Source organism: Deinococcus misasensis DSM 22328, assembly GCF_000745915.1.
Taxonomy (GTDB): domain Bacteria; phylum Deinococcota; class Deinococci; order Deinococcales; family Deinococcaceae; genus Deinococcus_C; species Deinococcus_C misasensis.
Window position 1 is genome coordinate 62989 of the sequence record NZ_JQKG01000017.1, and the last position, 17401, is coordinate 80389.

A 17401-nucleotide genomic window follows, 5' to 3' on the forward strand; every position below is an offset into this window, starting at 1 on the left:
TAAAATGGAAGCAAACACAAAGGCAACGCTTGTCCAACACAAGGGCACGACCTCCTAGAAAAAGGGGTTGTGCCCTTTTTCTAGATCCTCAGGAGGAAAACCATGATCCAAAACGCTACCGTCTGGCACGATCATACCCCCGGCTACACCGAGCAACTTGGTGCACGGCTGGGCAGCAAGGTCAAAGTGCGCCTCAAGAGCAAGCACCAACCCGAGCACGTTCAGCTGTTGCTTCCCATCAGCGGTGAAATCAACGAATTCAAAGCCAGAGCCATTCCTGCTCTGGATGGAGAAGGCTTCTGGTACGAGGCCGATTTGCCCCTCCAGCAGTCCCGCACCCCTTACGCATGGCACCTGACGTTCATCAACGATTCTTTCTACTTCACGCAGGCCGGGGTGTCGAGGGTCAGAAGGGGATACCGGGATTTCTTCCAGTACCTTGCAGAGCACAACGTTCCAGAGTGGGTCTTCAAAAGCTGCTTCTACCAGATTTTTGTGGACCGCTTCAGAAATGGCAACACCGAAACCGACGTGCGAGACAACGAGTACCTCTATCCTGCTCCAGAAACCGTGGAAGTGCACAACCGTGTGGATCCAGAGCGGGCCAGCCGTTTTGTGCCCAAACCGGTCATGAAAGCCGAGTGGGGCACCCCACCTGACCGCAAAGGTGACGTGCATGCCCATTACGGTGGCGACCTTGAAGGCATCACGGAAGCGATTCCATACCTGAACGAACTCGGGGTCAATGCGCTCTGGCTCACCCCCATCTTCGAGAGCCCCAGCAACCACAAATACGACACCAAAGACTACCGCACTGTGGACCCCCACTTTGGTGGACGTCGGGCCTTTGACGAAATGCTGGCCAGAGCCCACATGTCCGGCATCAAAGTCATTCTGGACGGTGTGTTCAACCACACTGGCGACCTGCATGCCATGTTCCAGAAGGCCCTGTACAACCCCGGCATCCCCGAGCGCACCCTGTTCACCTGGCATGGCAGCGACACCCCCACCTACGAGGCCTTTTTCGGTGTGCCCACCCTGCCCAAAGTGGATTACTCCAGCGAACTGGCTTTTCAGGAGTTCATCGATGGTCCCAACTCGGTGGTGCGTTACTGGCTGAAGGCTGGCATTGACGGCTGGCGTCTGGACGTGGCCCAGATGATCGGACGCAAAGGTACCGATGAAGGCAACCTCGAAATCCACCGCCGGCTGAAAAAAGCCGCCCGTGAAGAAAACCCTCAGGCTTTCATTTTCGGAGAGCGTTTCTTTGATGCCGAACACGCCCTCGACGGACGCGGTGAAGATGCCGTCATGAACTACCACGGTTTCGGTTTGCCTGTGATGGAATGGCTCGCGCAAGCCTCTGGCAGCTTTGTGCCCGTGCAGGCCAGAGCCGAAGAAGTGGTGGACCTGATGTGGGACGCCTATCAGGCCCTGCCCCCTCAGGTGGCCCTGAGTCAGGTGAACCTGATCGATTCCCACGATGTGGCCCGTGCCCTGTACCGCCTCGGGAACGACAAAAGCAAACTGCGTGTGGCCCTTTCCATGTTGTACACCTACGTGGGTGTGCCCTGCATGTTCTACGGCACCGAAGTGGGCCTGACCCAGCACGAAAAAGGCACCATGCCTTTCTGCCGGGTCACCATGCCCTGGGAAGAGGAAGCCTGGGACCTTGATCTGCTTTCCTTCACCAAAAAGCTGATTGCCCTGCGCAAGAGCCACAAAGCCCTGCAACAAGGCAGCCTGCGTTTCCTGCTGGGCAGCAACGATACCATCGCATACGAGCGTTCCTACACCCACGAAAACGGCAAAGTGGACCGGGTGGTGGTGGCCGTCAGCAACCAACTGAACCCCAGAATTGTTTCTCTGGACCTCCCCAGAGGCACTTACCGCAATGCCATCACTGGCGATCTGGTGGACCCCGAGCGGGTTCAGCTCACGGGATCTCTGGTGCTCGTGGCGGAATGAGCCCCACCTGCTGAACGGGCAGAGGAGAGGACGCATAATGGCGTTCCTCTCCTTTCCATTTGAGGGTGTGTACAGGCAAAACCCCCATTCCAGAGCCACACAACCACAAGTGGTCTGCATTCAGCAGGTCTTCTAGGGTGATCCATGCTGCCCTTGCAGTGACCCCGAGCTCCTGCAAAGCCACCTGACGGGTGACGCTGGGAAGCCCTCCCAGAGGCTCTGTCCAGAGGCCATCTTTCTGAATCAAAAACCCTGCTCTGGTTCCGTCCACCACATGATTGTTGCTGGCATCCCACATCAAGCCCTCAAAGGCCCCTGCCTGAAAGGTTTGCTGCGCAGCCAGCGTGTAAGGCAGATGGTTTCCGGTCTTGTGCAGCCCCAGCAACGGATGCACCACATGGTCGGTCAAAAGCACGGTGACCTGCTCTGGAATGGGTTTGAAGCCCCTGAAGGAAACCAGCACCTCCTGTTCGGTGACGGTGATCCTGCACAGACCCGAGTCTGGAGCCTTCTGCTCAATCCAAACGCGCAATTCGGCAGCGTTCCAAGCAGGCGCAAAACCAAAAAACCGCATGGACGCCTGAAGCCGTGCCAGATGTTCCTCCCAGAACAGCAAACGGTGGTCGTGCAAACGGAGGGTGGTGTACAGGCAATGGCCCAGAGAAGCAACGTGATCGCTCGGGATGAGGCGCATGGTTTTATTATGTGATGCCGAGAGCCAAGGGCACAGGGCTGAGGGCAAAAGAAAGCTTTGGCTGAAGCATTCTAGGGCGAGGCATGCCTCGCCCCTACAGATCCCCTTGAGTACTTTTTGTGCGTGTTGCTCTCGGCTCTCGGCTCTCGGCAAAGCATGTCCATCCCCAACAATCACTCAACTCAGTTGTGCCCCTTGAACGCCCGGGCCAGCTTCAAGAAATTGTCCAGCAACTGGTGGCCCCGGTCGGTCATGGCGCTCTCGGGGTGGAATTGGACCCCGTAAGTGGGGTATTGCTGGTGCTGCAAGCCCATCAGGGCACCGTCTTCGGACCACGCGTTGCCGACCAGAGCCTCTGGCAGGTTTTGCACGATCAGGCTGTGGTAACGGGTGACCCGCAGGGGACTGGGCAGGTTCTCAAAAAGTCCGGTGTTGTCGTGGGTGACTCTGGAGGTTTTGCCGTGCACCGGGGCACCCGAGGGCCGGACCTCTGCGCCAAACACCTCGGCAATGCACTGGTGGCCCAGACACACCCCCAGAATGGGGATGCTTTTGTGGAAATGCTGGATGACCTCCAGAGATTTGCCCGCGTTTCTGGGATGGCTCGGGCCGGGAGAGATCACGATGGCATCAGGGTTCAGGGTGTGCAGGTCTGCCAGTTCAAATTGGTCGTTGCGCCAGACGGTCACGCTGACCCCCAACTCCAGAAAGTACCGCATCAGGTTGAAGGTGAACGAGTCGTAGTTGTCGACCATCAGGACTTCCATGCAAACCTCACAGGGAGCAGGGCAAAGTGGGCAAGGAAGAATTCGGCCTCGGGGTGCTCGGCAAGCCAGTCAAGGCTCATGGAGATTTCGGTGACTTTTTCCTGTTTCAGCAGGGTTTGCAGGGCAGGGCAGGTGATCCAGCGGTCTTCCAGAGCCGGGGTATACAGTTCCTCTCCGAGTTTGGCCACCAGATTGCCCCGATTGAACTGGGCCATCAGGCCATCATCGTGGTACAGCAGCACCAGAGGGTCCTGTGCGTTTTCGGTGGTGGTGTGAAAGTGCAGGGGCAACAGTTCTGCAAGGGGTTCATCTGCTACCACAAAATCCAGAGGCTCTGTGGGGTAAAGCTCCATGACGGTGTAAAGGTCACCTTTGGGACTCAGGGTCAGGTGAACCAGCCATTCCCCCTCGGGGTTTTGCTCTGAAGCGAAGTACAGGGCTTCGTACATGGACTGGGCATCCTCGGGGTAGCCCCAGAACCGGGCAGATTTGATCAGGGTGTTGATGTGTTCCCGAATCAGGGGATACTGCCCATCTTTGAGGTGGAGGGTTTCTTGCAGGGCAAACTGGGGGCTCTGGTAGGTCAAGAGCAGGGACTTGGTCAGGACCTCCTGAAATTCATCCGAAGGGTCCGAATCCCAGGTGATGCCTCCACCCACCCCATATTCAGCCCGTTCCAGCTCATCGTCGGTGATGACCGTGCGGATCGGCACATTGAAGATGGCCTCTCCCTCGGGGGTCAGGTAGCCGATGGTTCCGCAATACACCTGTCTGGCGGTGCTTTCCAGTTTGGAGAGCAGGTGCATGGTGTTGATTTTGGGTGCGCCTGTGATGGACCCACATGGAAACAGGGCCTCGAAAAGCTCGGTCAGTTGGGTGCCCGGATGGGTTTCGGCCTGAATCGTCGAGGTCATGGTCCAGAGGGTGCGGTACTTCTCCACCTCAAAGAGTTTGGAGACTTTGACGGTGCCCGGAATGGCAATGCGGCTCAGGTCATTGCGGATCAGGTCCACAATCATCAGGTTCTCTGCGCGGTTTTTCTCACTGGTTTTCAGGGCCTGTTTCTGGGCTTCGTCCTCTTCCAGAAAACGGCCTCTGGGAACGGTGCCCTTCATGGGACGGGTGATGATTTTTTTGCCATCCCAGTGAAAGAACAACTCTGGAGACGCACTCAGGATCTGAAAGCGCCCGAGGTCCAGAAAAGCACTGTAATCCCCCTGCTGGGCACGGGTCAGTTGCTGATAGTAATGAAACGGATGCCCCTGAAACGGTGCATGCAGGCGAAGCGTGTAATTTGCCTGATAGGTTTCCCCTTCATGGATCCATTTTTTGAGCAGGGCAATGTTCTGCTGGTAGTTTTCCTCACTGAGCGAGGTGCGCCAGTGCAGTTGCAGGTTCTCGGGATCCTCTGGAAAATCTGGAGCAGGAGAAGGGAACTCAAAAATGCCAAACCACAGCAAAGGCATCTGGCAGGGGTGGCCCTCTGGCATGGCGGGATCAAAAGCTTTTGCAGCCTCATACGCCAGATAACCCGCAGCATAAAAGCCCTGACGGGTCCAGTCCTCGACCTCTTTCAGCATGGGGCGCACCTGATCCAGGTCTCGGGTGCACAGGATTTTTACGGGTTCCCTGAAGCACAGCCGCTCCACAGTTCCAGTCCGGTTTTTGAATTCAAAGAGCAGCCACGGATTGTGCATGTATCCTGTCCAGGGTTGAGCCACACCCACCAGACCAGTGACAGCCTTGGGGTGCCATGTGCCAGCACATTTTCCCGTTCAGAAGCTGTCCCAGTCTGCATCCGCCTCGGGCGGGCAGGTGGGTCGATGTATGTATACCACGTGGGATGGATGGAAACAAGGTGAAGGGGGCAGAAGGCAGCGCCCCAGTGCCGACGGGGCCGTCCCCGAGGCACGCTTTAAGGGGCAAGAAGAAGGCAGAAGGCAGAAGGCAGAAGGCAGAAGGCAGAAGGCAGAACATTGTTGTCTCTAACGTAGGGGCGAGGCATGCCTCGCCCTATATTGCAAAAGCCAAAGCTTAAGGTCGCCTTGGTCCTTAGCCTTCAGCCTTCTGCGAAATACGCCGAATCAACCAAGCGAACAGGGTGCAAAATCCGTTAGACTGTTGCTTATGGACGAGAAAATCCGCATTCTTCTGGTCGATGACCACCCGGTGGTGCGCAAAGGCACCCGAGACCTGCTGGAAAGCCACGATGACCTGATGGTGATCGGTGAGGCTGGAGACGGTCAGGAAGCCATCGATCAGGCCATGAAACTGACGCCCAATGTGATCCTGATGGACGTATCGATGCCCGGCATGAACGGGATTGAGGCCACCAAACGCATCAAATCCCTGGCCCCCACCATCAGTGTGCTGGTCTTGACCAGCTACGATGACGATGCTTACGTGTTTGCCCTGCTGGAAGCCGGTGCTGCAGGTTACCTCCTGAAAAATGCCCGAGAGGACGAACTGATTCAGGCGGTGCGTGCTGTGGCCTCGGGTGAGAGCGTGCTGCACCCCAGTGTGGCCAAGAAAGTCCTGGGCCGTTTTGCTGCCAATCCCAGTGCACCCACCCCTGCCCCTTCCAATGATGTGGAGGCCCTGTCTCCCCGTGAACTGGAAGTGCTGCGCATTGCCGCCACCGGGAGCACCAACAAAGAAATTGCCCGCGATCTGGAAATCAGCCCCAGAACCGTGCAGGTGCACCTTGCCAACATTTTCTCCAAGCTGGGTGTGGGAAGCCGCACCGAGGCGGTGCTGTACGCCATCAAACAGGGCTGGATTGATCCTTCGGCTCTGGACTGAAGGCCCATCCGGCCTGCCGAGGTCACAGAGTCAAGGGCCGTCAAGGCAATGGCAACTGTTCACAGGCCGTTTTGCTTGCTTTGCAAGACAGAGGCTGTAGTTGACTGAAGTGCCGGACAGGCAAAGCATCGTTTGGTACGGTGCTCTTGGCTCTAAATCCTCCTTCTTCTCCGGTTGACCCCCATGATCGAGACCCGCATCCTCTCAGAACTGCAACGTGTGAGCCAGGCCTCCAACTCCCAGGAGGCCCTGCGGACGCTCTTGGCGTTTGCACTGGACTTGACCCGGGCCCACGGAGGGCAGGTGTACCAGCTTCATGATGCTGGAGGCCTGCGCCTGTTGTGTTCTCAGGGGATGGGGTTTGCCCTGAGTGCCTTGATGGAAGAGGTCCAGCAGGCCATCGAACTGGACCAGATTCAGGAGAAAGAGCACTCCCTGCTGATTCCGATCAAAACCCACAAGCAGTGTTACCTGCTGGAATTGATCGGGGCAAATGCGGTGCGCACCCCAGAGCTTCTGGAACTTTTGCCTGTGATCGGGGTGCTCTTGGAAGGCATTCTGGCTCGGGATGAAAGTGCTTCCCAGACCCGCGAAACGCAGGCCATTGCAGAATTGACCCGTCGGCTCGGGGGCAGCTTGGACCTGCGTGAAGTGCTCCGGGTGATCGTCGAGGTGGCCCCCAGAGGTCTGGGTCTGGAACGGGCTTTTCTGGGTTTGTATCAGGCCCTCGGAGAGAGCAGTGCAGAAACCGGGCGGATTTTCTCTTACGGTTTCGAGGGTTTTTTTGGCGATGAGGAAACCATCAGCCTGTCTCCCGACACCTTCAAATCTCTGGTGGTGCGCTCTGAGCCGATTGTGCTGCCTGCGGACTCCGGTCATGAAGAGTTGCGCCAGAGGCTGCACCGTTTTGGCATGCAGTCCTGCATCATTTTGCCGTTGCAGGCCCGTGGGAAGCACCTTGGAGTGCTTTACATGGACACCACACGCGAACGCCAGAGGCTGACCCCCGACGATGTGATGCTGGCCAAAACCTTTGCAGAGCAGGCCTCCATTGCCATCGACAATGCCCGCCTGTATGCAGAGGAATCCCGCAAAAGGCGCGTTTCAGAGTCCCTCAGGAAGGTGGCTCTGGCCCTGTCCAGCACCCTGAATCTGGGTGAGGTGCTGCAAATCATCTTGCAGCATGCGCAGGGCATTTTCAAAGCCAAAGCCTGTTCGATTTTTCAGCTGTCCAGAGACAAGAAGACCCTGTCGATCCGCAGTGCTCTGGGTCTGGAAACCGAGTTCATGCTGCGCATCCGGGCCAGATACGGCGAGGGTGTGGTGGGCCGTGCAGTTGCCGAAAACAAACCCCAGATCATGCCGGATGCCATCGAGAATTACCACCAGAACCCTCTGGGGTGGCGCAACAGTTACAGTGCACAACTCATGGAAGCCGGACGGTATCCCTTCCGGGGCCTGATCGGTGCCCCTCTGGCTGCCCGAGGGGTGGTTTTCGGGGGGCTGTGCCTGTACTTTGAGCACGCCATCCAGTACGACGAGGAAGACCTGTATGTTTTAGAGGTGTTCGCTGGGCAAGCGGCTCTGGCCATCGAGAACGCCCGCCTTTATGAAGAAGAGGTGCGTCGTGAACGGCAGGCCGGGATCCTCTTGCAGATTGCCCGTGCCTTCCTGAACGTCACCGAATGGGACTGGAATCAGGTGTGCACAGACCTTTCCAATGTGATCGGGGCAGACCGCAGTGCCATTGTGCTCCTGACCAGCGATTACCAGATCGAGTCCTGTTACACCAGCGAAATCGATCCAGAGCAGGCCCTGTTGCCTGTCGCGGAATTTGCAGACCTCTTTGAGCGCTCCACAGCCATGCGTTTGCCGGTTGGGCAGGGCTTGGCCGGAGCCAAAAACGCCATTTGTGCCCCCCTGTACGCACAGGAACGCCTGATCGGTTACGTCTATGCCGACATGACCCGCGCATACAGCGACTTCCCTGAGGATGAGATCCACTTCCTGACTGCAGTGGCAGACCAGTTGTCTCTGGTGCTCTCCAACCAGAGGTTGTTCAACGCCCTCAAGCGTCAAGAGGCCCAGTACCGTTTGCTCGCCGAGGCCGCGCAGGACCTGATCATCGCCACCGACAAAGAGGGCAACATCACCTATGCCAACCCGTCCACCTTCAAGGTGCTCGGGTATTCAGAAAGGGAACTGATTGGACGGAATTACCGCAGCCTGCTGATCCACGATGGGGTTTCCCTCAATGAGGTGTGGAACACCGGATTCAGCACGGTCTATCAGGTGCATGCCTATTGCAAAAACGGGGACACCGCTTACCTTGAAATGAACCTCAATCCCCTGACCCGCAGTGGAAACACCATCGGGTACCTTGCGGTGGCCCGCGACCTCAGCGAACAACACCGTCTGGCAGCAGAGATCACCAAACGGGGTCAGGCTCTGGAGCTCAGTCAGGAGCGCCAGATGGAACTGCGAACCTACCTTTCCCTGTTCACGCAAGCGCAGGAAGAGGAACGCCGCCGCATCGCCCGGGAACTGCACGACGACACTGCACAGGTGCTGGTGGCCATCACCCGCAGAATTGACCGCCTCAGCAAAGAACTGGATGGCACCCCCCTGAAAGCCAGAGCGGAAGACATCCGCAGCGATCTGGAAACCGCCATCAACAGCGTCCGGCGTTTTGCACGCAACCTGCGGCCCAGCATCCTCGATGATCTGGGGCTCTTGCCTGCTCTGGAGTGGCTCGCCAGCAACGCGCAGACCTCCACCCGCCTGGAGGTGCAAGGTCAGGAACGTCGCCTGAATTCAGAGGTGGAACTCACCCTGTTCCGGGTGGTGCAAGAAGCCCTCACCAACATCGACAAGCACGCCCGAGCCAACTGTGCAGCCATCCGGGTCAATTACCAGGGTGAAGACATCATGGTGCATGTCATCGACGATGGAAAAGGCTTCGAGGTGCAAAACCTGCTGGAACTGGCCCATCAGGGGCACCTCGGGTTGTTGGGTTTGCGAGAAAGGGTGGAGCTCTCTGGGGGCACTCTGGAAATCCAGTCCAGTCCCGGTGAGGGAACCGAACTGGTGTTCACTTTCAAAAGCTGATCAATGGGGTTTCAAGACCATCAAGGCAAACAAAACGGTTCCCAGAGCAGCAGCCAGAACATGGCCCAGACGGATGTTTTTCAAGAGGCCCTGCTGCTCATCGGGCAAAGTGCTGGCACTGGCATTTTGGGGATCGAACACCCAGTTGGCCAGCAGACCTGTTTTTGGGGCCACAAATCCGATCACAATGGCCTGAATCAGGATGTACAGCACCAGAGATCCCAGCAACCAGATCTGGGTGAACGGGCCGTAGTTGGCCAGCAAAATCAGGGCAAGGCCGCTCAAGACAGCCAGAGTTCCTCCGATTTTGGGAAACATCTCCAGCCTTTTGCCCAACTTCAGGATGCTTTGCAGGTCTTTTGGGGTGTTCCCTGCGTTCAAGAGGCTCAGGCCAAAATACGTGGGCCCCACCCCGATGATCGCGGAAAGCACATGGATCAAAACAAGAATTTTCATGCATCACCTCTGGCAGGAATGTGAAATTCACCTTTGTTGAATGAATCACTTTTCCAGTGTAGGGGGACAGGTGCTTTTTGACCAGAAATCAGCCTTGCTCTGGTCATAGGCCTTGACCTCAGGATCCAGCAAGGCCACCAGTCCGATTGCCCCTGTGATCCCAGCACCCAGAAAAATGCCCAGTCCAAACACAATGCAGGCATGGAGCCACGCCCCTTGCCTACCCTGTTTCAGGCCACGGACCACCAGATGCCATGCGATGAAGGCCATTTCAAACACCATGCAAAAAACAGCACCCCCTGCAGCATCATCATGCCTTGAGGCCCTTGATCAAAACCACTTCTGATGACTGGCAATTGAAACAACCACAAAAAAACACCCATGACCAGCAGCAAAACCATGAAAACCCATTCGATCCACAAACAGGTCAAAGCCGTGCGAATTTTACAGGGTGGCTTGCCTTCAGCATAGAAGCTGTGCCACCCTGCTTGTGTGATGGTCAAGCGTCAAAACAGGTTCAGAGTTTGCCTTTGGGACGCAGCAACACCTCTTGCTCACCCAGTTGTTGTTTTTCAGGGGCTTGCAGGGCATTCGGGATCTGGTAAGCGTCTGCTGCTCCGAAATTCACCTGATACCCCAGATCGGCCAGAGCGCCCACCGTCAGGATGCTCAGGGGCATGGTGCCTGCCTCGGCGTAACCGGTCATGAGTTCTGAATCGAAGATTCCTTCGCTCCAGTGTCCACACTTGGTGCCTGCACCCCCAGAGTTTTCCACAGGCACAGGACCACTTTTGCCCAGTTTCTGGTAACCCTGCATGGCTTTGGTCCCTGTGAACACAATGCTGGTGGCACTCTGGCAGTCCGGATTGCCGTTGTGTTGCAAAAAGGCGTCCCAGAGGGTGCCAATGCCCAACACATGTCCCATTTCGTGCAAAATCACGTTTTTCAGGGTGCCTTTGCTTTCCATGCTGGCCATGTCTGCACTGTCAAACTGCATGATGCCGGTGATGGGCAGCCCATTGCTGTCCCGGATGTACTCGGGTCCGGCCATGCCCAGAATTTTTCCGACCCCATCGATGTTGACGGCATCTGCAGTGATTTGCACATCGTCCACTTTGATGCGCACACCATTTGCAAATTCGTCGATGTCTTCGAGTCCAGCAGTGATGACTTGCGACCAACGCTGGGCAGCATCAAAAAAAGCCTGTTTCTGGGTGGCGGTCAGCAGGGTGCCCTGTGGAAAAACCAGGGTGATGTTGAAAACATCTGCGGGTGCAGCCAGAACCTTCAGGGCCAACTGGGCCGAAATGGCAGGGTTCTGCTTGCTGGTGGCGATGATGTTGACGGTGCCTGCTTTGAGGGCCTGCACCATCCCTGTGCTGTTCACGGTGGCCACAGCGGTGTTGCTGCTGCTCCAGGTCACACTGGCATCAAAATTGCCCTGTCCGGTGACTGTGGATTTCAGGACCTGTGAACTTCCCTCTTGCATTTCCAGAGCAGGAGCAGTCACCTGAACAGCGGTGACCGTTGAGGTGGGGGCTTGTTCCACAGTGACAGTGGAGGTGCCTTTCTTGCTGGGATCGGCTTTGCTGGTTGCGGTGATGGTGACCTGACCCGTTTTCAGGGCAGTGAGGGTTCCGCTGTTGCTGACAGAAACCACAGCACTGTTGCTGGTGCTCCAGGTGACCCCATGGTCCATGGTGGCAGGAGCATCCACCTGTGCCTCCAGAGGTTTGCTGCTTCCCACTTGCAGGGTCAGGGAGGAGGGTTTGACCACCACCGCTTTCACCTCCGCAGGAGTGTTGACGGTGGAAGAATTGCAAGCGGCAAGGGTCGGGGCAAGCAGGGCGCCCATCAGAACCAGACGCCGGGAAAACTGCACAGGGTGTTGCATCACACTTTCATTTTATGAAGCAAGCTGTCACGAATCTCTTTATGAATGTCCATTTCAGGGATGGTGGGCCTTTAAAACTTTTTTACATTTGGGTTGCAGATCAAAATCATGCCGTTTGAAACGCCTGTTCGTTGTGAAGCTGAAATACAGGATGCTGTGTACGTTCATGGGTCGCCTTGAGAGGCCCAAAAGCAGTATCCTGAAACCATGATCACCGCTCTGGTTCTGATTCAGGCTGAACGCAAGCGCATTGTTGAAACCGCTCAGGAAATTGCTGAAGTCCCCCACGTCACCGATGTGTACAGCGTCACCGGAGACTGGGACATCGTGGCCGTGATTCGCATGCCAGATTACACCGCTCTGGATGAAGTGGTCACCCAGAACATGCGCAAAATTGAAGGCATCGTCAAAACCCAGACCATGCTGGCTTTCAAAACCTACAGCAAAGACCTGCTGGAACAAAGCTTTTCCATTGGGACAGAAGATTAGATCCCCTGTGTTTGCTTGGCTTGCGCTGTCCCCCTGAAGAAGGGGGACGATTTTATCCCCTGCGCTTGATTCAGAGGCTTCACATCTCTTGCATGGCCTTCAGGACATGGGCCATGTGGGTGTCGAGGTCGATTTCCAAATCCTGAGCCCCTTCCTGCACTTCTTCGCGGTTGACCCCTGCTGCGAAGGATTTGTTTTTGAAGCGTTTTTTGACGCTGGACAGTTCCAGCATCTTGATGTCCTTGTCCGGGCGGATCAATGCTGCTGCCTGAATGAGTCCGGTCAATTCATCGACGGCAAACAGGGTCTTGGCCATCCGGGTTTCGCGGGGAACCCCGGTGTAACTGGCATGCCCGAGGATGGCGTTCAGGATTTCCTCTGAGACGTTGGTGTGGTCTTTGAGGTGTTGCACCCCCCAGGTGGGGTGTTCCTCGGGGTGGAGTTCATAGTCAAAGTCGTGCAGCAGGCCAGCAATGGCGTACTGTTCTTCGTCTTCGCCCCAGAGTCTGGCGTAATACCGCATGGCGGCCTCGACATTGAGCATGTGGCGTCGCAGGGAGTCGCTGGGGGTGTGCTGGCACATCAATTCAAAGGCTTCATCTCGGGTCATGCGAGCAGCTTACCGTGCCAGACATGAAAAATCAAAATGTAAAATCAGGTTTTATAATCTATAAACAAATATTGACAAAATAGAAGTTTGGATTTACCATCTATTCAAGAAGGCAGGCGGGCGAACGGCCCCGCAGGGCCACGGTTTCTTCTGGTCCTGAGCTGCACCACAATTCGTCTGAATCACCACTGCCTTGGAAATGAAAGGGAGTCATGTCCGATTTTGAAATGAAAGTCAAAGAACTGCTCGAACAGGGCAAAATCACCCCCGAGGAAGCCGAAGAATTGCTGGCTGGCCACAAACAACCCGAGCTGAAACAGATCAGCCTGCCCTCCACAGGCAACGAGTGCATCCTGCGCATGAACCTGCGGGCCGGAGACCTCAACATCAAAGGCAACCCCAACCTCACAGCACCTCAAATGGTCGGTTACAACACCGAAGGCATCCACATCCGCACCGAAGGCAACAGCTGGATTCTGGAAGACCAGCGCAGCTTTGAGGTGGGCAGTGGAAACTTCCTCGACAAGATGGTGGGCATGTTTGGCAAGTTCAAACCTGTGCATGTGAATCTGGAAGTGCCCACCACTCTGGAAGGTCTGGAAGTGCACCTGCTGGCTGGAGACCTCGACATCCGTGGCGTTCCCACTTACGTGAAAGTCAACGTGCAGGCCGGAGACATCGACATTGAAGGGGTCACCGGGTTTGATGTGAGCGCCAAGGCAGGGGATGTGGACATCACCGCAGACCTGCAAAACGGCAAGCACGGCATCGAACTGCTGGCCGGAGATCTGGACCTCAACCTGAGCCCCTCCAGCAGTGCCAGAGTGAACGTCAACCTGACCGCAGGTGACTTTGACGCCAGAGGCATCCCCACCACCAAACACAGCAACCACGTCACAGGCGGCAAATACGAAGCCGTGCTGGGCAACGGTGAAGCCAGTGTGACCATCAACATCAATGCAGGCGACGTGGACCTGAGAGTGCGTTAAAGGAGAACAACATGGAACAGATCAAGAAAATCCTCGAAATGGTCAAACAGGGTCGCCTGAGTGCTGATGACTCCTTCAAGCTGATTTCTGCCCTGCATCCCCGCATGAAATTGGGTGCAGAAGAGTGGGAACGTTATGTGGGCCTGCTGCGCAATGAAGCGCTCGGGACTGTAGAAGTGGAAACCATCCTGATGGGACGCTTGGGTGGTCCTGCCCCTGAGCCTCCGTTTCCTCCCAGACCTCCCCGCATTGATGCCACCATTGAAAGTGCCATTGAATCTGCCCTGAGTGGCATTCGCAAAGGGTTCAGCAGCAACCCCACCCGCACCGCCACCACCCTCAAAGTGGAATTTGAAAGCTCGAATGGAGCAAACCTGCGCACCAACGTGCCCCTCGCTCTGGCCGAACACGCCCTCAAATTGATCCCCAAAGAAGCCCTCAACATGATTCAGCAGCAGGGGATCGATCCCCAGATGATTCCCGACCTTCTGAAAAACAACCCTCCGGTGGGTCGCCTGATGGAATTTGAAGACGAAAACGGCTCAGAGTTGCGTCTCACCATCGAATAAAGGACATCGAACAAAGAACTTGGAACAAACGCTGTGCAGCAGGTGGAGGCAAAAGCCCTCTGTTCCTCCACCTGCAAACCTCCCAGAGGTCAGGAAGTAAGCTGAAAGCATGCTCAAACCGCTTCCCATTCCTTTTCCCGGAGTTCAGGAGAAACCCATCGTCACCGAACTGACCTTCGTGCAGTCCGAAGTCACCGTCAAAGGCCACTTTGAACTGAATGAATTTGCCACCCTTGGCCCCGAGGGTCTTGAGTTCCTGCGGCTTTACATCAAGGTGCGCGGCAACCTCAAGGAAGTGGAACGCATTCTGGGCGTCTCTTACCCCACCGTGCGCGCCCGGTTCGAGTCCATGCTCAGAGACCTCGGTTATGAACCTTCTGAACCCGATCCCAGCGAACTCACTCTGGAACTCCTTGAACGGGGCGAAATCAGCCCTGAGGAAGCCCTGCGCCGTCTGAAGAAGTGAAGGTGAAGGTGGCTTCCAGAAAGCAGAAACACCATGGACAGCCACCAGCACGCCACCGAAAAACTTCAAGAACTTTACCAGCAGGCGGAAATCGCCCGGGCACTCAGGCACAAAAGGCCCCAATGGTTGCGCAAAGCCGCACGTTACCTGATTCAACTGGCCCGGCAAATGGACCATGAGATCGTGGTTTTGCAGACCTGAGACCCCACCTGAACTTCACACATCGACACACATCCGAACCGCTGGCCCCTGTTGATCAGAACAGGGGCTGGATTTGTTATCCTGACCCTGATGACACACCGTGTTTTGCTCGATTGCGACCCCGGCCACGACGACGCCATCGCCATTTTTCTGGCTTTAAGCAGCCCCGAGATTGAACTTCTGGGCATCACTGCGACCCACGGCAATGTGGGGCTGGAGCACACCGTCCGAAATGCGCTGGTCCTGACCCAGTTGGCCCAGAAAGAGGTGCCGGTTTACGCAGGGGCATCCACCCCCCTGATCCGCGAACCCATTCAGGCAACAAGGGTGCACGGCAAAACCGGACTTCAGGCCAGCAACCTTCCAGAGGTTGTCCGTTCCCCTGAACACCTCCATGCAGCACAGGCGATTGTGGACACCGTCAGAAACAACCCCCACGAAATCACGCTGGTGGCCACCGGTCCCCTCACCAATGTGGCTCTGGCCTTCCGGCTTGCCCCAGAGTTGCCTTCTTTGCTGAAAAAATTTGTGTGGATGGGGGGCAGCACCCTGTACGGCAACGTGACCCCCTCGGCAGAGTTCAACGCTTTTGCAGATCCCCACGCTGCGCACATCGTGTTTCACTCGGGGGTCAAGGTGCACATGTTCGGTCTGAACGTGACCTTGCAGGTGCTGGTCAAAGAAGAACACATCCTGACCCTGCAGGCCATGAACACCGAAGTGGGCCGGATTTCTGCCGAATTGATGGGCCATTACGTGCAGTTCTACCGTGAACGTTACGGTCTGGATGGAGCTGCACTGCACGATCCCTGCACCATCGCTTACCTGATTGATCCGACGCTTTTCTCTGGCACCGACCAGCATGTGGACATCGACATTCAAGAAGGCATCAACTTTGGACGGACGGTCAGCGACCACTGGGGAAGCCATGAAGCCCCCAACACCTGGGTGGCCACCGAAGCCAATGGGGAAGAGGTCCTGAAACTCATTCTGGAACGCCTTTCCACATTTCAGTGAATGGATTTTTGACAGGGGAGAACATGAACACCGTACGCATTCTGGGAAAAACCGCACGCATCATCGACCTCAGCAACACCCTCAGCAACGACACACAGGCCTTTGAGCCCAACCAGCACGACATCAAATACATCGATCATGTGCTGGGACTGACCCTCGGGGCGCAGGTGTTTGGCCTCACCCTTGAGCAGGTGAAAAAAGCCGTGCCCAGAGGGTACGCGTGGGCCGTGGAGCAGGTCACCCTGTCCACCCACTCGGGCACCCACGTGGACGCCCCCTACCACTACGGACCCCAAATGACCGATGGGACCCCTGCTCGCACCATCGATCAGGTGCCTCTGGAATGGTGCATGGGGGATGGGGTCAAACTGAACTTCACCCACAAGCAGGCCGGAGAGGGCATCACCGCGCAGGACATCGGGCAGGAACTCGGGCGCATCGGGCACACCCTGAAAGCCGGTGACATCGTGCTGATCCACACAGGGGCCTCGCAATTCTTCAAGGAAAAAGGCTACGACCACCGACACGCAGGTTTGACCCGAGAAGCCACTGCTTTTCTGGTGGAACAAGGGGTGAAGCTGATCGGGATTGATGCGTGGGGCCTCGACCGACCCTTCAACGTGACTTTTCCAGAGGCCATGCAGGGCAAAACCGAATTCTGGGAATCCCATTTTTACGGTCTGGAAAACGAGTACTGCCAGATCGAGAAACTGGCCCACCTTGAAGAACTTCCAGACTCTGGCTTCACGGTGATGGCACTGCCTTACAAAATTCAGAGGGCCAGCAGCGGATGGACCCGAGCAGTGGCTCTGGTGCCTGTGGATTGAGGGGTCTTCATTCAACTCAAAGTCGCTGTTCGGGCGATGCCAACAGAGAGAGCCATCAGCCTTCAGCTTTCAGCGGTCAGCCAGAAGGAAAGTTTGCTTGCTGCCTTTTGAGCTGAAAATCCGATTGGCTTTCAATTTTTATCTTTGTGTCTTGCTGTTTTCAAAAGCAAAAGCTTCTGGGTGGGCTGTTTGCTGAGAGCTGATGGCTGACCGCTTTTTCAGTTGACCTGCCAGAGGTCAGACTTTGCACAGACCTTGATTTGCCCCTGTTTCCCATTGCAAAAATCCCAGTTTTCCCTTAAGGTATGACCTTGTGCAAAGCCTGCCCCTCCATTGTCCCACCTGCCATACAGGCCTGACCCGAGAACAAGCCCGTTGTGGGGATTCGGTGCTCTGGTGCAGCAGTTGCGCTGTGGGCTGGTTGCCGGGAACCCGGCAATTTGATGCGTTGCTGGCCGCCCAGAACCAGAAGCCCGAGGAGCAGGTGTACCTGTTTCAAAATTGGGATCCTGCAAATCCCTGAGCCTACCCCTGATCCAGAAAA

General features: G+C 56.3%; 18 protein-coding genes. 11 read left to right on the top strand and 7 right to left on the bottom strand.

What is annotated here, in order from left to right:
- Window positions 1–102: 102 nt before the first annotated feature.
- Complete coding sequence (locus Q371_RS12780; protein WP_034341205.1) at window positions 103–1968, top strand: alpha-amylase family glycosyl hydrolase; 1866 nt, start codon at window positions 103–105, stop codon at window positions 1966–1968.
- On the opposite strand, the gene Q371_RS25760 is transcribed toward Q371_RS12780, so the two are convergent.
- The 3 genes from Q371_RS25760 to pabB form a co-directional block, all read right to left on the bottom strand.
- Window positions 1937–2662 (bottom strand): aminotransferase class IV, encoded by a 726-nt coding sequence (locus Q371_RS25760; protein ID WP_051964265.1) that lies wholly within the window; start codon window positions 2660–2662, stop codon window positions 1937–1939. The genes Q371_RS12780 and Q371_RS25760 overlap by 32 nt on opposite strands.
- Window positions 2663–2844: 182 nt before the next feature.
- Window positions 2845–3429 (bottom strand): anthranilate synthase component II, encoded by a 585-nt coding sequence (locus tag Q371_RS12790; RefSeq protein ID WP_034341207.1) that lies wholly within the window; start codon window positions 3427–3429, stop codon window positions 2845–2847.
- On the bottom strand, window positions 3417–5126 hold the full coding sequence (pabB, locus tag Q371_RS12795) for an aminodeoxychorismate synthase component I (protein ID WP_051964267.1): 1710 nt from the start codon (window positions 5124–5126) through the stop codon (window positions 3417–3419). The genes Q371_RS12790 and pabB overlap by 13 nt, the downstream gene beginning before the upstream one ends.
- Before the next feature lie 430 nt (window positions 5127–5556).
- Here pabB and Q371_RS12805 point away from each other — a divergent pair, with 430 nt between their 5' ends.
- Both Q371_RS12805 and Q371_RS12810 read left to right on the top strand, forming a co-directional pair.
- Window positions 5557–6231 (top strand): response regulator, encoded by a 675-nt coding sequence (locus Q371_RS12805; RefSeq protein ID WP_034341211.1) that lies wholly within the window; start codon window positions 5557–5559, stop codon window positions 6229–6231.
- Window positions 6232–6414: 183 nt separating this feature from the next.
- Window positions 6415–9339: a GAF domain-containing protein gene (locus tag Q371_RS12810; protein WP_051964269.1), complete on the top strand. Its 2925-nt coding sequence runs from the start codon at window positions 6415–6417 to the stop codon at window positions 9337–9339.
- Here the strand turns inward: Q371_RS12810 and Q371_RS12815 are convergent, their stop codons facing one another.
- The 3 genes from Q371_RS12815 to Q371_RS25765 form a co-directional block, all read right to left on the bottom strand.
- Window positions 9340–9795, bottom strand: a complete 456-nt coding sequence (locus Q371_RS12815; protein ID WP_034341213.1) for a DUF2269 family protein — start codon at window positions 9793–9795, stop codon at window positions 9340–9342. It lies immediately after the preceding gene.
- A 45-nt stretch (window positions 9796–9840) separates the two neighbouring features.
- Window positions 9841–10077: a hypothetical protein gene (locus Q371_RS12820; protein ID WP_034341215.1), complete on the bottom strand. Its 237-nt coding sequence runs from the start codon at window positions 10075–10077 to the stop codon at window positions 9841–9843.
- A 235-nt stretch (window positions 10078–10312) separates the two neighbouring features.
- Window positions 10313–11689 carry an Ig-like domain-containing protein gene (locus Q371_RS25765; RefSeq protein ID WP_051964271.1) on the bottom strand — a complete coding sequence of 459 codons (1377 nt, stop codon included), beginning with the start codon at window positions 11687–11689 and terminating at the stop codon, window positions 10313–10315.
- Window positions 11690–11896: 207 nt separating this feature from the next.
- On the opposite strand from Q371_RS25765, the gene Q371_RS12830 reads away from it, so the two are divergent.
- Window positions 11897–12178, top strand: a complete 282-nt coding sequence (locus Q371_RS12830) for an Lrp/AsnC family transcriptional regulator (protein WP_034341216.1) — start codon at window positions 11897–11899, stop codon at window positions 12176–12178.
- Between the two features lie 79 nt (window positions 12179–12257).
- Here Q371_RS12830 and Q371_RS12835 read toward each other — a convergent pair whose 3' ends face one another.
- Entirely contained in the window at window positions 12258–12788 is a 531-nt protein-coding gene (locus Q371_RS12835; protein WP_034341218.1) for an HD domain-containing protein, read from the bottom strand.
- Between the two features lie 212 nt (window positions 12789–13000).
- On the opposite strand from Q371_RS12835, the gene Q371_RS12840 reads away from it, so the two are divergent.
- The 7 genes from Q371_RS12840 (at window position 13001) to Q371_RS27040 (ending at window position 17380) form a co-directional block, all read left to right on the top strand.
- Window positions 13001–13777 (top strand): DUF4097 family beta strand repeat-containing protein, encoded by a 777-nt coding sequence (locus tag Q371_RS12840; protein WP_034341220.1) that lies wholly within the window; start codon window positions 13001–13003, stop codon window positions 13775–13777.
- Between the two features lie 11 nt (window positions 13778–13788).
- The gene (locus Q371_RS12845) at window positions 13789–14346 is read left to right on the top strand and encodes an SHOCT-like domain-containing protein (RefSeq protein ID WP_034341222.1); all 558 of its coding nucleotides are present in this window, start codon (window positions 13789–13791) and stop codon (window positions 14344–14346) included.
- A gap of 109 nt (window positions 14347–14455) precedes the next feature.
- On the top strand, window positions 14456–14812 hold the full coding sequence (locus Q371_RS12850) for a DUF2089 domain-containing protein (RefSeq protein WP_034341223.1): 357 nt from the start codon (window positions 14456–14458) through the stop codon (window positions 14810–14812).
- A 33-nt stretch (window positions 14813–14845) separates the two neighbouring features.
- Entirely contained in the window at window positions 14846–15013 is a 168-nt protein-coding gene (locus Q371_RS27035; RefSeq protein WP_157442695.1) for a hypothetical protein, read from the top strand.
- A 90-nt stretch (window positions 15014–15103) separates the two neighbouring features.
- Window positions 15104–16030: a nucleoside hydrolase gene (locus Q371_RS12855; protein ID WP_034341224.1), complete on the top strand. Its 927-nt coding sequence runs from the start codon at window positions 15104–15106 to the stop codon at window positions 16028–16030.
- Between the two features lie 23 nt (window positions 16031–16053).
- Complete coding sequence (locus Q371_RS12860; protein ID WP_034341282.1) at window positions 16054–16857, top strand: cyclase family protein; 804 nt, start codon at window positions 16054–16056, stop codon at window positions 16855–16857.
- A 313-nt stretch (window positions 16858–17170) separates the two neighbouring features.
- Window positions 17171–17380, top strand: a complete 210-nt coding sequence (locus tag Q371_RS27040; protein WP_157442696.1) for a hypothetical protein — start codon at window positions 17171–17173, stop codon at window positions 17378–17380.
- Window positions 17381–17401: the final 21 nt, after the last annotated feature.

Coding starts and splice junctions, on each gene's coding strand:
- Q371_RS12780 (WP_034341205.1), top strand. CDS start 103: ATGATCCAAAACGCTACCGTCTGGCACGATCATACCCCCGGCTACACC.
- Q371_RS25760 (WP_051964265.1), bottom strand. CDS start 2,662: ATGCGCCTCATCCCGAGCGATCACGTTGCTTCTCTGGGCCATTGCCTG.
- Q371_RS12790 (WP_034341207.1), bottom strand. CDS start 3,429: ATGGAAGTCCTGATGGTCGACAACTACGACTCGTTCACCTTCAACCTG.
- pabB (WP_051964267.1), bottom strand. CDS start 5,126: ATGCACAATCCGTGGCTGCTCTTTGAATTCAAAAACCGGACTGGAACT.
- Q371_RS12805 (WP_034341211.1), top strand. CDS start 5,557: ATGGACGAGAAAATCCGCATTCTTCTGGTCGATGACCACCCGGTGGTG.
- Q371_RS12810 (WP_051964269.1), top strand. CDS start 6,415: ATGATCGAGACCCGCATCCTCTCAGAACTGCAACGTGTGAGCCAGGCC.
- Q371_RS12815 (WP_034341213.1), bottom strand. CDS start 9,795: ATGAAAATTCTTGTTTTGATCCATGTGCTTTCCGCGATCATCGGGGTG.
- Q371_RS12820 (WP_034341215.1), bottom strand. CDS start 10,077: ATGGTGTTTGAAATGGCCTTCATCGCATGGCATCTGGTGGTCCGTGGC.
- Q371_RS25765 (WP_051964271.1), bottom strand. CDS start 11,689: ATGCAACACCCTGTGCAGTTTTCCCGGCGTCTGGTTCTGATGGGCGCC.
- Q371_RS12830 (WP_034341216.1), top strand. CDS start 11,897: ATGATCACCGCTCTGGTTCTGATTCAGGCTGAACGCAAGCGCATTGTT.
- Q371_RS12835 (WP_034341218.1), bottom strand. CDS start 12,788: ATGACCCGAGATGAAGCCTTTGAATTGATGTGCCAGCACACCCCCAGC.
- Q371_RS12840 (WP_034341220.1), top strand. CDS start 13,001: ATGTCCGATTTTGAAATGAAAGTCAAAGAACTGCTCGAACAGGGCAAA.
- Q371_RS12845 (WP_034341222.1), top strand. CDS start 13,789: ATGGAACAGATCAAGAAAATCCTCGAAATGGTCAAACAGGGTCGCCTG.
- Q371_RS12850 (WP_034341223.1), top strand. CDS start 14,456: ATGCTCAAACCGCTTCCCATTCCTTTTCCCGGAGTTCAGGAGAAACCC.
- Q371_RS27035 (WP_157442695.1), top strand. CDS start 14,846: ATGGACAGCCACCAGCACGCCACCGAAAAACTTCAAGAACTTTACCAG.
- Q371_RS12855 (WP_034341224.1), top strand. CDS start 15,104: ATGACACACCGTGTTTTGCTCGATTGCGACCCCGGCCACGACGACGCC.
- Q371_RS12860 (WP_034341282.1), top strand. CDS start 16,054: ATGAACACCGTACGCATTCTGGGAAAAACCGCACGCATCATCGACCTC.